General features: G+C 50.0%; 16 protein-coding genes. 5 read left to right on the top strand and 11 right to left on the bottom strand.

Annotation, left to right across the window (positions count from 1 at the left end; all coding sequences use genetic code 11):
• Positions 1–133: 133 nt before the first annotated feature.
• From nagB to BUA12_RS10870, 3 genes are all read right to left on the bottom strand, one after another.
• Positions 134–868 carry a glucosamine-6-phosphate deaminase gene (gene nagB, locus BUA12_RS10880; RefSeq protein ID WP_072710644.1) on the bottom strand — a complete coding sequence of 245 codons (735 nt, stop codon included), beginning with the start codon at positions 866–868 and terminating at the stop codon, positions 134–136.
• A gap of 93 nt (positions 869–961) precedes the next feature.
• Positions 962–2533 (bottom strand): glutathione ABC transporter substrate-binding protein, encoded by a 1572-nt coding sequence (locus BUA12_RS10875; protein ID WP_072710643.1) that lies wholly within the window; start codon positions 2531–2533, stop codon positions 962–964.
• 111 nt (positions 2534–2644) lie between these two features.
• A complete protein-coding gene (locus tag BUA12_RS10870; RefSeq protein ID WP_072710642.1) occupies positions 2645–3082 on the bottom strand; it encodes an SRPBCC family protein in 438 nt (145 codons plus the stop codon).
• A gap of 208 nt (positions 3083–3290) precedes the next feature.
• Between BUA12_RS10870 and BUA12_RS10865 the strand changes: the two genes are divergently transcribed.
• Positions 3291–3722, top strand: coding sequence for a GNAT family N-acetyltransferase (locus tag BUA12_RS10865; RefSeq protein ID WP_072710641.1), 432 nt, complete (start codon positions 3291–3293; stop codon positions 3720–3722).
• A 41-nt stretch (positions 3723–3763) separates the two neighbouring features.
• Here BUA12_RS10865 and BUA12_RS10860 read toward each other — a convergent pair whose 3' ends face one another.
• From BUA12_RS10860 to BUA12_RS10845, 4 genes are all read right to left on the bottom strand, one after another.
• On the bottom strand, positions 3764–4657 hold the full coding sequence (locus tag BUA12_RS10860) for a YitT family protein (protein WP_084670148.1): 894 nt from the start codon (positions 4655–4657) through the stop codon (positions 3764–3766).
• Between the two features lie 94 nt (positions 4658–4751).
• Positions 4752–5633: a diacylglycerol/lipid kinase family protein gene (locus BUA12_RS10855; protein ID WP_072710640.1), complete on the bottom strand. Its 882-nt coding sequence runs from the start codon at positions 5631–5633 to the stop codon at positions 4752–4754.
• 99 nt (positions 5634–5732) lie between these two features.
• Positions 5733–7229: a pyruvate kinase gene (locus tag BUA12_RS10850; RefSeq protein ID WP_245772810.1), complete on the bottom strand. Its 1497-nt coding sequence runs from the start codon at positions 7227–7229 to the stop codon at positions 5733–5735.
• 44 nt (positions 7230–7273) lie between these two features.
• Complete coding sequence (locus tag BUA12_RS10845) at positions 7274–7684, bottom strand: hypothetical protein (protein WP_072710705.1); 411 nt, start codon at positions 7682–7684, stop codon at positions 7274–7276.
• Positions 7685–7801: 117 nt separating this feature from the next.
• On the opposite strand from BUA12_RS10845, the gene BUA12_RS10840 reads away from it, so the two are divergent.
• Positions 7802–8197 (top strand): VOC family protein, encoded by a 396-nt coding sequence (locus BUA12_RS10840; protein ID WP_072710638.1) that lies wholly within the window; start codon positions 7802–7804, stop codon positions 8195–8197.
• A gap of 38 nt (positions 8198–8235) precedes the next feature.
• Here the strand turns inward: BUA12_RS10840 and BUA12_RS13105 are convergent, their stop codons facing one another.
• From BUA12_RS13105 to BUA12_RS10830, 3 genes are all read right to left on the bottom strand, one after another.
• Complete coding sequence (locus tag BUA12_RS13105) at positions 8236–8376, bottom strand: hypothetical protein (RefSeq protein ID WP_178138264.1); 141 nt, start codon at positions 8374–8376, stop codon at positions 8236–8238.
• A 344-nt stretch (positions 8377–8720) separates the two neighbouring features.
• The gene (locus tag BUA12_RS10835; RefSeq protein WP_072710637.1) at positions 8721–9509 is read right to left on the bottom strand and encodes a class I SAM-dependent methyltransferase; all 789 of its coding nucleotides are present in this window, start codon (positions 9507–9509) and stop codon (positions 8721–8723) included.
• An 83-nt stretch (positions 9510–9592) separates the two neighbouring features.
• Positions 9593–10057, bottom strand: coding sequence for a DinB family protein (locus tag BUA12_RS10830; RefSeq protein WP_072710636.1), 465 nt, complete (start codon positions 10055–10057; stop codon positions 9593–9595).
• A 91-nt stretch (positions 10058–10148) separates the two neighbouring features.
• Here BUA12_RS10830 and BUA12_RS13100 point away from each other — a divergent pair, with 91 nt between their 5' ends.
• Positions 10149–10319: a hypothetical protein gene (locus tag BUA12_RS13100; protein ID WP_178138263.1), complete on the top strand. Its 171-nt coding sequence runs from the start codon at positions 10149–10151 to the stop codon at positions 10317–10319.
• Between the two features lie 73 nt (positions 10320–10392).
• Positions 10393–11871, top strand: coding sequence for a DHA2 family efflux MFS transporter permease subunit (locus BUA12_RS10825; protein WP_072710635.1), 1479 nt, complete (start codon positions 10393–10395; stop codon positions 11869–11871).
• 39 nt (positions 11872–11910) lie between these two features.
• Here the strand turns inward: BUA12_RS10825 and pepT are convergent, their stop codons facing one another.
• Positions 11911–13134, bottom strand: a complete 1224-nt coding sequence (gene pepT, locus BUA12_RS10820) for a peptidase T (protein WP_072710634.1) — start codon at positions 13132–13134, stop codon at positions 11911–11913.
• Between the two features lie 102 nt (positions 13135–13236).
• Between pepT and BUA12_RS10815 the strand changes: the two genes are divergently transcribed.
• Positions 13237–14277 (top strand): LLM class flavin-dependent oxidoreductase, encoded by a 1041-nt coding sequence (locus BUA12_RS10815; protein ID WP_072710633.1) that lies wholly within the window; start codon positions 13237–13239, stop codon positions 14275–14277.
• Positions 14278–14455 lie beyond the last annotated feature (178 nt).

The following is a 14455-nucleotide window of genomic DNA, read 5'->3' as shown; positions in this document are numbered from 1 at the left end:
ATCAAAACTGCTCACTCAGCTCCAAAAACCGCCGTGAATGAGCAGCAGGGCTTAAATAGATTCTTAATAAATATACGTCCGCCCGTGCCCACAACAAAAAGAAGCCCGGACATCTGTCCCGGGCTTCTTCTCATCATGAAGGAATGTATTCCCCTGCCGCTGCCTTATCGACGATGACGGTCACATCTTCATGGTTCCGGAGTATCGTCACCGGAATCTCTTCCGTCACTTCACCATTCAGCAGTGCATCGACTGCATCACGTTTACCTTCCCCGGAAGCGAGGAACAGGATCGATTTCGTATCCATGATCGTCTTCAGCCCCATGGAGAGCGCTTCGGTCGGCACATCTTCAACTCTTTCAAAGAACCTTGAATTGTCTTGGATGGTCAGGTCCGTCAGCCCGACGACCTGCGTCGTGCTGTCGAACGGCGTACCGGGTTCATTGAAACCGATGTGCCCGTTGCGGCCGACGCCGAGCAGCTGCAGATCGATGCCGCCGAGGTCTTTGATCAGCTGTTCATAATTTTCTGTCTCGGTCTCAAGATCCCCCGCTTTCCCATTCGGCAGATGTGTATTCTCCAAAGGAATATCCACCTTATCAAAAAATTCCTCATGCATGAAATGATGGTAGCTTTGCGGGTCGCCCTCGCCGAGCCCCACATATTCATCCAGATTCACTGTATGGACTTTTGACAAGTCGATTTTATTTTCATTCAACTTGTCCGCCAGATAATCATACATCCTGTGCGGTGTCGATCCCGTGGCAAGCCCCAATGTGATATCCGGTTTATTTTTTATCGCCTCATAAATGAATTCCGCCGCCTTTTTACTCATGGCGTCATAATCATTCGCTTTAATGACCTTCATAGCCAACCTCCAACTCAATCTTTTCATATAATAGTACTATATCAGGAAGTTGTCTATTCAACCATAAAAACATTATCACCATAGTGGTTTTTATCATCTGGTCAGATCTTTCAAGTAAGGGAAACTACTTGGATATTGGTAATACCCGGATAAATCTTCATCGAGCCCCGCAAGGAGCACAGAATGGTAAACAGGCACGAGCGGTGCTTCGTCGACGATGATCTGCTGGGCTTCTTCATAGAGCTGCATACGCCTCTCCCCATCCGTCTCGGTCCTGGCTTCATCAAGCAGTTCATCGACTGCTTCATTTGCATAGCGTGTCCTGTTGCCCGGCGCACCCATGTTGTCCGAATGGAACATCGGGTAAAGTCCGTAATCTGCATCGAGTGTCACCGTCCCCCAGCTGCCCATGAAGACATCATGATTGCCGTTCGCCGTGTATTCCTGATAGGCGCCGGACTCCATCTGGTTGATTTCGAGATCGATGCCGAGCTCAGCAAGTTCACCTTGGATGTAAGTGGCGATATCTGCATTCGTCCGGTCGTTCACCACGATTTCTGCAGAGAATCCGTCACCGTGCCCGGCTTCCTCCAGCAGTTCCTGTGCCGCTTCAATATCATATTCCACCGGCTCGATATTTTCACTGTAGCCGTTCACCGTCGGGTTCAGCGGTGTTGTTGCCACTTCAGGTATGCCCTCAAGCATTTCATTGATGATGGCTTCCTTGTCGATCGCCATCGCGATGGCACGTCTCACGTCCAGCTCATCGAAAGGTTCGACTTCCGTATTGAACCCCATGTAAGTCATGTTGGCACTTTGGTTCTGCTCTACACGAGTCCCCTCCGTATCATCGATCTGTTCGACATCACCAGGATTGACAGGGTAGATGAGATCCGCATCCCCCGTGGACAGTTCTGCAATTCTTGTCGCGTCTTCAGGCACAGTCTTGAATGTCACGCCGGCAGGGCTTGCTGGTTCGCCCCAGTAATCATCATTGCGCACGAGCGTCACATGGTCGCCTTCAACGATTTCCTCAAACTCGAAAAATCCTGTACCGACCGGATTCCTGTGGACTTCCGTGAGCGGGTCTCCGCCCTCCTCCATCTGCGCGTAATCCTCATCGATGACTTCTTTACTGATCATATGCCCGCCCGGATGCGCCAGATGCGCAGGCAGTGCCGCAAACGGTTCATTTGTATGAATATGAACGGTATAGTCATCTATGATCTCCACTTCCGAAATCTCCGTGAATAAAAATTCCAGCGGCGCACCGACTTCCGCGTCACGCACCCGGTCAAGGTTCGCTTTCACCACTTCGGCATTGAAGTCGCTGCCGTCATGGAAAGTGATGCCTTCACGCAGGATGAATTCCCAGGTCGTATCTTCAATCTGTTCATATGACCCGGCGAGCCCCGGCTCAAGTTCCAGGTCCTGGTTGAGTTTCACAAGCGTTTCGTAAATATTCGTCATGACATAAAGCGAGTAACCATCGTTGGCCGCATGCGGATCCAGGGAACTTGGCAGCGACAACAGGCTAAAATTGATTGCCTCATCCGTCGTCTCTTCCGCTTCCCCTTCTTCTGCAGCCTCATCCACCTCACTGTCATCCGCACAGGCAGAAAGCACAAGCAAAGCACCGAATAATAGCATGTAAAGCTTTTTCATCTTATAAACCCCTCCTTATATTCAATATAATTATACATAGTATCTAACTAGGGATAAAGACAAACTTTCACTTTTGAATTCACAAATAAAAAAATAAGCCATGAATATGGCTTATTTCTCCAACTCTACAACTAATTTATCCATGTTCCGGTTCATGATCACTTTGATGACCGGTTTCATCGCCGTCGCCAGCACCTTTGCTGCAGTTTTCGCATTGCGCAGCTCCGAGCGTATGGAGACATCGACACCACCGTTGTTCGGCACGACAGTGAACTGGGTCATCACATCGCCCCGGCTGAATCTTGAACGCACGATGATCCGCCTGTCAACGGCATATTCGGTGAATTCACTGCGGAACCGGTACGTCCGTCCTTTGACGTCCAGGGTTGTAAGGAACTGTGCCCCTTCCGCCCTTTTTTCTGCAGTGATGTATTCAATCTTGTCGATGATGCCGAACACTTCCTTCAGATTAGCATCATCATTTATGAATGAAAACACTTCCTCCGGCGTTGCCGAAACATTTTCCTTCTGGTGATTATAGATTTCCATATATGCATCACTCTTTCCTGATTGTTGTCGGGTATTGTGTTCATCATATCACTTTCGTCCAAAGCGACAAACCACAGCCCCCTGTAACACCGTGGACAGCCTGAAATGAAGGTGGCCCCTTGATTATAAGAAACGCTTCATAAAATTACAATTATTCTTTCATTTTTCTGAACATTCCATTAAGATGAAGATACGAAGGAGGTGGGCAATGTTGCGCCTGTCCATGGGCAAGGATATACCGGAAGAAGCTTTAAGAAAGTTTTATGACAAAAAGAAAATCGGGAAATATGAAGGGCGGTTCGAAGCACTTCATCATGCAGTGACGCATTCGGATTACATCGTCACGGCATGGGATGGTGAAAAGCTCATCGGCATCATACGTTCCACAGGAGACTACGTATTTTCACAGTACATAAACAACTTCCTGATCGACGAGGAATACAACGGCAAAGGGATCGGATCCAAAATGCTCGATGCTTATCTGGAAGCGGTCGGGGATGTGATGGATATCTATATCATCTCAGGCCGGAAAATCACACAATCCTTCACCATCAACTGGTTCGAATACAAAGGCTTCGAACTGGTCGAACTCAAGGACGATCTGCAAGTGTTCAAACGCACCAATACACCCGAGGAATGAAAAACCCCGCTCATTCGCAGCCGAATGAACGGGGTTTCATGTCATATGAAGTAATTGCCGAGCACGCTGTTGACATCATGGACCACGACGAATGCATTTTCATCATACTTCTTGATCAGACGTTTCAGCCTGGTCAGCTGGGATTTATTGATGACGATGTAGAGGATGTCCTTATCCTTTTGCGAATAAAACCCTCGTCCATCCATTATCGTGATGCCGCGCCTGATTTCCGTGTTGATCATCTTACCGAGCACATCCGGTTTTTCGGTGATGATGGTGATGGCCTTTTTCGGATTCATGCCTTCTATGATGAAGTCCATCACTTTCGTCGCTATGTACAGTGCGATTACAGTGAGCAGGGCCTGTTCAAGGGTCATCACCGTGAGCCCGATTGCAACAACGATCAGATCGAAGAACAGCAAGGCATAAGAGACGTTGACATCCAGATACTTGTTGGCCATCCTCGCGAGGATCGTGGTGCCTGCAGTGGTGGAGCCGATGCGGATGATCAGGCCGATGCCGAGTCCGATGAACAATCCGCCGAAGACGGTGTTGACCAGAATTTCATTGGATTGGATCTGCCAGTCTTCAGTGATCCACAACATGAGGGATGTCATCGGGATCGTGATGATCGTATAATACATCGCCCGCTTGCCCAGGTATCTGAAGCCGACGATGAGTATCAGGAAGTTGAGGACTAAGTTACTGAGCGCCGTCGGAATTTCATAAGCATAGAAGAGGATGATCGAGATGCCGATGAAGCCCCCTTCACCAAGGTTGCCGGCAATCATGAACGAGTTGACGCCTATCGCGAAGAAAAAGGACCCCACGATGATCGTCAACAGGTTGATGAGCGTCTGCTGCGTTATTTTAGGGTTGAAAGAAATCTTCCGCTTTTCAAAATTGGTTTCTTTAAGCTTTTTTCTGATCTTCATCGGGTGGCCTCCTCCATAATTTATCATCACCGATATAGCATATAGCTTCCAGTATAAAATTTCAACATTTGCTGTATAAGTTTAACTATTCTTACTACTCCAAGGGTTTCATCAGAGAAACCGCACCACGCATCACAGAAATGTCCAGGTCCTCGTACTCATGCACATCCCCATCAATATTCATCAGCTTGAGTCCGGCGGCTTCGATCTCGGCACTTGCTGCAGCCATATATGTCACTTTCGGATGGTCGGTGATATTGCCCCTCACTGCGAGCCAGACAAGATGGAGGGCTTCAAATACATTCACCGGGCAGATATTGATGATATGGAGGAGGCCGTCATCCGGCCCCGCTTTCCTGATGAGCCGGCCAAGGCTTCCGACCGACCGCAATTTTGAGATGATCGTCAGCACCGATGCCCCCCGGACTTCCCTCTCCCCGGTTTTTATTGTGACATTATACCGTTTCAGGCGCAGCAGCATCCTTGTGCCGGCGAACAGATATGCGAGCCGGCCGAGTTTATTTTTAATGCCGGCGTCCACTTCAGCAAAAGCCGTCATGAAGGCACCCAGTGCCACCAGATAACTGGCATGCCTGTCATTCAATTTGATGATGTCGATCGGAGTCTCCACCCAGTGCCCGAACTGCCCGATCGCTTTTTCAGGGCTGAGCGGGATGTTGTGGACGCGTGCGAGGTCATTCACCGTGCCGGTCGGAATGATGGCGACCGGTATTTTGAGCTCCCGTTTCATCAGGGCGTCGATCACCTCGCTGATCGTCCCGTCCCCGCCGACGACCACAATGAGGTCTTTATCTTCAGCGTGTTTGGAAATGATGCCCTCCGCCCCGGCTTCCGGCGTCGGTTTGATCATCGCTTCATATTGCGTTTCCTTCAATTTATGGATCAGCTTCTCTTCCGTACGGTGGTTTTTAAACTGTCCGGATTTCTTATTGAGTACAACCAGGGCCTGCTTCATGACATCCCGCCTTTTTAAGGGTATTATACAAAAGTTTACCAAACTTTCAGGACATCGGGCTCTCAATGAAATAAAAAAACACAACCCGCGGGGGTTGTGTCAAAATTGTTGTTCTGCGATATTCAATGCCCTCAGCATCGATGTCTTTTTGTAGTGGTGATCTTCAAATTTCCTCAGGATGTCATCCACGGCCCGCACACCGTTCACGATATAATCGCCTTTGTTCAGCATGATGCATTCGGCCCTCGAACCGGCGACGACATCGGAGATTTCGGAACGTGTCGGTATGCCGCTTTTGACGAGTGACTCCAGCACCTGCGTCGCCCAGATCACCGGCGTATGGCCCGCTTCGCATATCCAGAGCAGCTCTTCCTGTATTTCACTGAGGCGTTCGTAGCCGATCTCGACTGCGAGATCACCGCGTGCGACCATTACGCCGAAAGGCCTTTTTGCGCTTCCGCTCGCGATGATGCCCGGCATGTTGTCGATCGCTTCGGCCGTCTCTATTTTTGCGACGACCGGCAGTTCCGCACGTTCTTCGCTCAATTCCTTTTCAAGCGCTGATTCTATCGTCTTGATGTCCTCTGCGGATTTGATGAATGAAAAGGCGATCACATCCGCATGTTTGGCGACGAACTTCAGGTCTTTGCAGTCCTTTTCCGTCAGTACCGAAAGATTGAGTTCCAGGTCCGGGAAATTGATGCCCTTTTCGGTTTTGACCCTGACACCATCTTCCTTGACCGTCTTCGTCGTCTCACAGATCAGCCCCTCATCCCTGATTTCCACCACTTCCGCTTCGATATGGCCGTCATCCAGTTTGACCAGCTGCCCCTTATCCACTTTCATCAGCACTTCGGGCACCGTCGTATTGATGGCGATTTCCACACCGTTCGACAATCTCATCGCTTCCTGGTTCGACAATAAAAACTTCTCGCCGACGGACAGTTTCGGGTTCCGCTTGGAAGTCAGCAGTGTCTTCACCCGGATCTTCGGCCCGCTGATATCCATCAGGATCCTGCAATTCCGGCCGCTTCTCTTTGAAGCTTCTTCTATATTCCTGATCATTCTGGTCCATGTATATTCATCATCATGCGCACAGTTGATGCGCGCCATATCCATGCCCGCATCAATCAGATCCCGGACAAGCGCTTCATTTTCAGACGCTTCCGTCGGCATCGTCACAAGTATGTGCGTCTTACGGTCATCATCCGCCTCGCCGAAAATTTCCAAAGTGTGTTGGTTCAGCAGATTATAACGGTTTTCAAATGTCTGCATCGAATGGTAGTCTATATCCCCGTCATCGAGTGCCTCACCTGTGATCAGGCTCATCGTCTTGCAGACAGCGTTCAACTTGCCCATCACGTCGGCTTCCAGCCGTCCGAGGGAGGACACGCCCCATGGGACCAGGGCCTCCTGCAGATCGCGCATGTCGTCCTGCCTGAACGCCATGTAATAGGCCAGATTCCGGGCACTCACCTGGTAGGACTCCCGGATGCCGTACTCTTTCCACGAACGGTAGAGCTTCTCGCCGTCCGAAGCGACCCCTTCCCTGACTTTGAGCATCTTCTCCAGTACATCAACAGCTTTCTCCCGCATGATCATCCTCCCCCTTGCTATCTTTTCATCATCCGTATATGACTCTAATATCCGCTTCTATACATGTAATAGATCAATTCGAAGTAACCGATATGGAAAATGCCCCATAATATGAGACCGATGCTGTTATCCGAAATGTACACACTGTCCCCGGCCCACTGTAGAATGAAGTACAGCAGCACACTGATCAGCAGCATCAAAATTGTCACGGGCAGATACCACCAGTGCCTGTGGACATGAACGACCTTCAGGATGAACGCAATGACTACAGAGATGCCAAGGTGCAGCATGATTTCAGTCATCATGCCCAGCCGTCCGCCGAATATGAAATCCGTATTCAACAGCAGGTCCATCAGGTTGATGCCGGAAAGCATCTGGATGTAAGCAAAAAACAACAGCAGCATCAATCCTGAGACTGTGCCGATAATGATACTTGAAATTAAGATTCTACTCATTTTCATATCCCGATTCTTTCAAAAGTTATAAAGGAAAATCAAAACTGATATTACATCATGTTTATTTGTAGTATACCATATATGCATGCGGCAAAATAATATGGAGGCGGTGGGAATATGAAGTCATTTTTACCTTTCATCACATTCAACGGCAATGCGATGGAAGCTTTGACTTTTTACAAGGGTATATTTCATGATATGGAAATCGAATTTCTGCAGGAATTCGGGAGCGGGACACCTGGACTCGAGGGACAGGTCATGCAGGCATTGGTCTCGATCGACGGGCAGCGCATCATGCTCGGTGACAGCCGGACACCGGAAGGTTTTGGTTTCACACCGGCCATGTCCTTTTATATCGAGTGCAGCGATATGAATGAAGCGGAGCTGTATTACAGGAAGCTGAAAAGGGACGGGGCGATTTTGGTGCCTCTGGATGAGTACGGCACCGGCAGGTTTTTCGCCTTCGTCCAGGACCGGTTCGGATTGTCATGGCAGCTGAATTTCAATAAATGAAAAAACCGTCCCTCTTCTTTTCAGGGACGGTGCTCTTATTAAAGGCTGATCATGCTGACCAGTCTGCCGGCCAATGTTTTTTTGGCCGCTTTCTTCTTCTCCAGCTTTGCATTGTTCATCGCGATATTCTTATACTCCTGAATTTTCAGGTCTGCTGAAATACGATCTGTTGTGAACATTCAATCCACACTCCTTAATTTGAAATTTATTTCATCCATACGGCTCTTGTCAGCTCTTATTCAATTACTATAATACCATTAATAGCAATGTTTTTCAATTACTATGTGATTTATTTCCTAAAGTACTTCTATTTAAAATAGTTAAAAAATTTATATATAAAATTTTATTTGAGTATTTTTATTTCATCCGGATACCGTTATATCGTATAATTCAGCTCATTCTGCATATATATGCGTGATGTTTCCGTTTTCATGAATGTTTTTCTTTTCCCACTCTTTTTACACTCTTGAAAGAATGTGAAAGGACAAAAAAAAAGAAGCATGGCATGCTTCGGGGAAATTGCTTAATTTTTATTCTGAAGGATGACGACATTCATCTCATGATTGATTCTGTAGACTTCCTCCTTGTATGTATCTTTCAGATGGTCGCTGACCTTCTTCAAAGTCTTTTTCCGGTGCTTCCGCTTGAACGCGACCAGGGCCGAAATCGAACCCAGATGATGCATCCATTCCTCATGGGTGAACGCCACTTTGCGATCCCTTTTATAGAGGTCACGGATATCGAACCGGAAATCCTGCCACTCCTCCATCCATTCAAACGGGAAGGCATTGATCATCTCATCACTTCCGTACCCATGCCTCCTTGACTTGACGTTATATTTTTTGGCGCACTTCCTGATCATTTTGATCGTATCTTTCGCCACGCCGGACGACTTCACAAACCTGTAATCCGCGATGATTAGATACCCGTCGGGCTTCAGGATCCGGCGTACTTCTTCCAGCGCCTGCCGCCGGTCGAACCAGTCCCAGGACCTGAGGGCGATGACGATATCGAATGTTTTGGGCGGCAGTCCCGAGTTTTCTGCATATGCCAAATTGAAATTGATCCTGTTATTCTCTTTGAAGACTTTTTCGGCATGGGCCTGAAAGTCCGTGGAAGGTTCAACGGCATCGATGATGCCGCCCTTCTCACCGAGCTGTTCACTTAAAAAACCCGGGCCCGCGCCGAAGTCGGCAATTTTGGCACCGTCAAAGTCGATGCCCCTCGCCTCCAGTCCCGAAAGAAACGACTCGGGAATGTCATTCCGGGTTTTTATATATTCTTCTGCAACGGCATCATAAGTACTGTCCATCTGTTCCACCTCTTACGATTATCATAGCATCACCAGGGCGGTGATTAAAATGCGAAGGCCATGTATCCATTGTAGATTTCAGCCTAGTACTGATTCTCGAGCAGGCGCTTCATTTCCTGGATCTTTCCGGCATGGAGACCTTCGTGTAACAGGGTGAAGCCGGCACGTTCGTAACTCATCGTCATGCCCATGAAAGGCTCTTCCAGTTTTTCCTGAAGCTTCTCTTCAGTGACAGCCTCATATTCAGCGGGCTGCTGTTCGAGGACCGCCTTGACCTCTTCCATTGAAGGCGTGCCGTCATCGAATTCATCCGGGCTTGTACCGTAGCCGAAATACTTTTGGAAAGCGTCGGCCGTCGTACTGTCCTTCCCGAGCAGTCTGACGAGTTCGGATTCGAACATCGCAGCCACATGGCCGTACTGCCAGTATAAGTTGTTATTGAAACCGGCCGGGACGATGTCCATCAGATCCTCGTCCGTGTCCTCCAGGTGATATTTCACCCATTCCCTGGCCGTCTTCAACTGGAATGTAAGTAACTCTTTTTGCATAATGATCCCTCTTTCTTTAAAATTGATTACAGTATTCATTTTATAGTATACCTTTTTTTAATTTTTTAGTCAGTAAGTCAGGAGGTTTATTATGACAAAGACATTATTGGTGCTGATCCTTATGGCGGTTCTGGTTCTTGTATTGGAATTCGTGTTCGGTCTGTTCCCGCTCACTGCCGGTTACAGCATCCCCCTCGCCCTTTTACTGGGTGTGACCCTCGGCTTCTTCATCTACATTCAAATCGATAACCGGATCGGTTAGGCAGTTTAAAATCCTTGCTTATTTCGATAATCGGAATATAATGATATGTATTCTAAATTAGGGGATTTGAATTATGCCACCACAACACGAGAAGAAACCGGATTATAAATTAATCATCATACTGCTCTCCGGTGCCTTTGTTTCTTTTTTATCCAATACATTCCTGAACGTTGCGCTGCCCTCGATCAAAGACGAGTTTGACGTTTCGACGGCCACGGTCCAATGGGTGACCACCGCGTATATGCTCGTCTCAGGTGTCGTCATACCGACGACAGCTTTTTTAATGCAGAAATTCAGCGCCCGGAAACTGTTCCTCACGGCACTCGGCCTGTTTCTTACCGGGACCATCATCGCCGGCTTTTCACCGACGTTCAGTGTTTTGATTGCCGGGCGCATGACACAGGCTGCAGGTTCTGCGATATTGATGCCGCTCCTCATGAACGTGATGATCACCAGCTTCCCGCCCGAGAAACGGGGGACGGCGATGGGCGTTTTCAGCCTGGTGATGTTCTTCGCCCCGGCAATCGGCCCGACATTATCAGGGATCGTGGTCCAGACGCTCTCATGGCACTGGCTCTTCTACATGATGATCCCCGTACTCCTGATCGTCCTGGCAGTCGGATATTTCCAGCTGCCCGAAGTCGGCAACAAGTACAAGGCCAAAATCGATATCCCGTCCGTCATCCTGTCCACCATAGGGTTCGGCGGCATACTGTACGGCTTCAGTTCGGCCGGGAACAGCGGCTGGATGTCGCTTGACGTCATGCTGAGCCTCCTGATCGGCATCATTGCAGTCTACTTCTATGTCATGAAGCAGGTGAAGATGGAGGCGCCGATGCTCGACTTCAAAGTATATACGTACCCGATGTACCGCTTGTCCGCGATCATCATCGGCGTGAACAACATGGCGTTGTTTTCCGGCATGATCCTGATGCCGATCTTCCTGCAGGAAATCCAGGGGGTCTCCCCGGTCGAGACCGGTCTTTTATTGCTGCCGGGTGCTCTGATCATGGGTTTCCTGAGCCCTTTGTCCGGTAAACTGTTCGACATGTTCGGACCGAGGGTGCTGGCCTTCACCGGCCTGGCCCTTGCGGCGTCCACCACGTTCTTCTTCAGCCAGCTTGAGGTCACAACCGGATTCGGCTTCCTGCTCACGATTTATGCGATACGTGCATTCGGAATGACGCTGGTGATGACCCCGGTGATGACGAACGGCATGAATGATCTGCCGCCTGCCCTGACACCGCACGGGTCATCGCTCAACAGCATGCTCCAGCAGGTCAGCGGCGCGGTGGGCACAGCCCTCCTCATCTCGATCATGCAGAGCTTCAGCAATTACAGGATGGCAGGTTTTACAAACCCGACGCCGGACCAGGTGAACCAGGCGATGCTCGACGGCATCAACCTGTCGTTCCTGATTGCATCGATACTGCTGCTGATATCCATGATCCTGTCCCTGTTCCTGAAACGCGTCGATGCACGCGCCACTTATGAAGAAGGTGCTGCACGGGGCAGGATGGTCGACCAGGATGAACTGCCGGGAGAGAAATGAAAATAAAAAAAGTGGAGACCTTCTGAGGTCTCCACTTTTTTACTGCTGATGTGCAAATTCCGCGATTTTAACGATGACTTCCGCCGACTTTTCCATGTCGTCCGCTGAAGCATACTCGTATTTTCCGTGGAAATTCTCCCCGCCGGTGAACAGGTTCGGCGCCGGCAGCCCTTTATAGGAAAGCTGGGACCCGTCCGTGCCGCCGCGCACGGGTGCAATCACGGGTGTGATATTCAGCGTCTCCATCGCACGCTTCGCATTCTCGACGATATGCATCTTCGGCTCTATCTTCTCCCTCATATTGTAGTACTGGTCATTCATATCGAGTATTATGCGGTCTTCACCGTATTTATCCTGGAGCCTTTTGACATTGGTCTCCATCAGTATTTTCCTCGCTTCGAAGTTCTCCTTGTCAAAGTCCCTGATGATGAAATGTGCCGTCGCACTTTCCACGTCACCATTCAGGTTCACAAGATGGATGAAGCCTTCATAGCCTGAAGTGTGCTCCGGTGTATCATATTCGTCGAACATCGTTGCCAGTTCAGCCGCCATCCTTGATGCGTTCACCATCTTGCCCCTGGCAGTGCCCGGGTGGACACTGTTGCCGGTGAACGTCACTTCGACGCCGGCCGCATTGAAGCTTTCGTACTGGAGTTCGCCGATCGGCCCGCCGTCCACGGTGTAGGCATACTCGGCCCCGAAGGCTTCGACGTCGAATTTGTGCGGCCCCTTCCCGATCTCTTCATCCGGCGTGAACGCAATGCGGATTTTACCGTGTTTGATTTCCGGGTTCTCCTTCAAATATTCCACGGCTGTGATGATTTCTGCAATGCCTGCCTTGTTGTCCGCACCGAGCAGCGTCGTCCCGTCCGTCGTGATGAGCGTATGGCCGATGTATCTTTTCAATTCAGGATATTCATCGGGCGAGAGCACGATGTGCTTCTCTTCGTTCAAGACGATGTCCCCACCGCCGTATTCGACACGCTGCGGTTTGACCCCGGCGCCGGTGAAATCCGTTGCCGTGTCCACATGAGCGAGGAAGCCGATGACCGGTGCCCCTTCGATATTACCCGGCAGGGATGCCATCAGGTAGCCGTTGTCGTCCAAATTGATTTCTTCGAGTCCGAGGACTTCAAGCTCCTCCTTCAATGCATGCAGCAAGTCCCATTGCTTTGAAGTTGAAGGGGTCGTCTCGCTTTTAGCGTCCGACTGAGTGTCATATTTAACATAGCGTGTCAGTCTTTCAATCAGTTTTTCCTTCATTGCTGTCCACTCCAATTATCTTTAAGATTTTCATTATAAGCACCATCCCCATCATTTTAACATGTGCATGATAAAATGATATAAAAACGACGGAGGTATTTCATGGAACTTGGCATCAACACTTTTGGCGATTCAATATTCGACCCTCAGACCGGCAGGACGATCGGCCACGGCGAAAGACTCCGGAATCTGGTCGAAGAGATCGAGATGGCCGACAAAGTCGGACTGGACATATTCACGGTGGGTGAACATCACCGCAAAGATTACGCAGTCACATCACCGGACGTTGTGCTCGCGGCAGGTGCTGCCAAAACGGAAAATATCCGCCTGTCGAGCGGTGTCACCGTGTTGTCATCGGATGATCCGGTGAGAGTATATGAAAGATTCGCCACCCTGGACGGCATCTCCAACGGACGTGCAGAAATCATGGCCGGGCGCGGATCATTCATCGAGTCCTTTCCATTGTTCGGTTATGACCTGAATGATTATAACCAGCTGTTCGATGAGAAGCTCGACCTTTTATTGAAACTGCAACAGGGCGGCAGAATCACCTGGGAAGGCGAAATGCGCGCGCCTTTGAAAGATGTGGAGATCTTCCCCGAACCCGTGCAGGACGGCATACCGATATGGATAGCAAGCGGCGGCACCCCCCAGTCTGCAGCACGTGCAGCCCAGCTCGGACTGCCGCTGGTGCTCGCGATCATCGGCGGCAGCCCTTACCAGTTCCAAAGGGTCGTCGACTTTTACAGGCAGATGGGCGCACAGGCGGGACATCCCCCGGAGCAGCTGCGCGTCGCGACCAACAGCCACGGATTTGTATGGGATACCGACGAAGAAGCGAAGGACATGTTCTTCCCCGCGATTTCCCAGGCGATGACGAACATCGGACGTGAGCGCGGCTGGGGTGCATACTCAAGGGAGAATTACGAACGGATGATCGAGCCCGACGGCGCACTCTATATCGGCAGCCCCGAGACGGTCGCAGCCAAAATCATCGAGCTTCGGAAGCGCATGGGCATCACCCGCTTCACCCTCCAGACACCGGTCGGCACGATGCCCCATGAGCAGGTGCTGCGGACGATCGAGCTCTTCGGTACGAAAGTCGCCCCGATTGTAAGGGACGCCGTGAAGGATATGGAATGAAAAAAGAGGCCTTGTGGCCTCTTTTTTATTATGAACTTGGCGGCAGAGTTGGTACCGGACGGAAGTGCCGATGCTCACGCCGCGGTCCGGATTTTGTCTCCGCATCCGGACGGAAGTGCCGATGCTCGCGCCGCGGTCCGGATTTTGTTCCCGGATCCGGACGGAAGTGCCGATGCTC

It is taken from the genome of Lacicoccus alkaliphilus DSM 16010, from assembly GCF_900142805.1.
Lineage (GTDB): Bacteria > Bacillota > Bacilli > Staphylococcales > Salinicoccaceae > Lacicoccus > Lacicoccus alkaliphilus.
The sequence above is the reverse complement of the archived record's forward strand: the minus strand, read 5'-3'. Positions and strand labels throughout refer to the sequence as shown.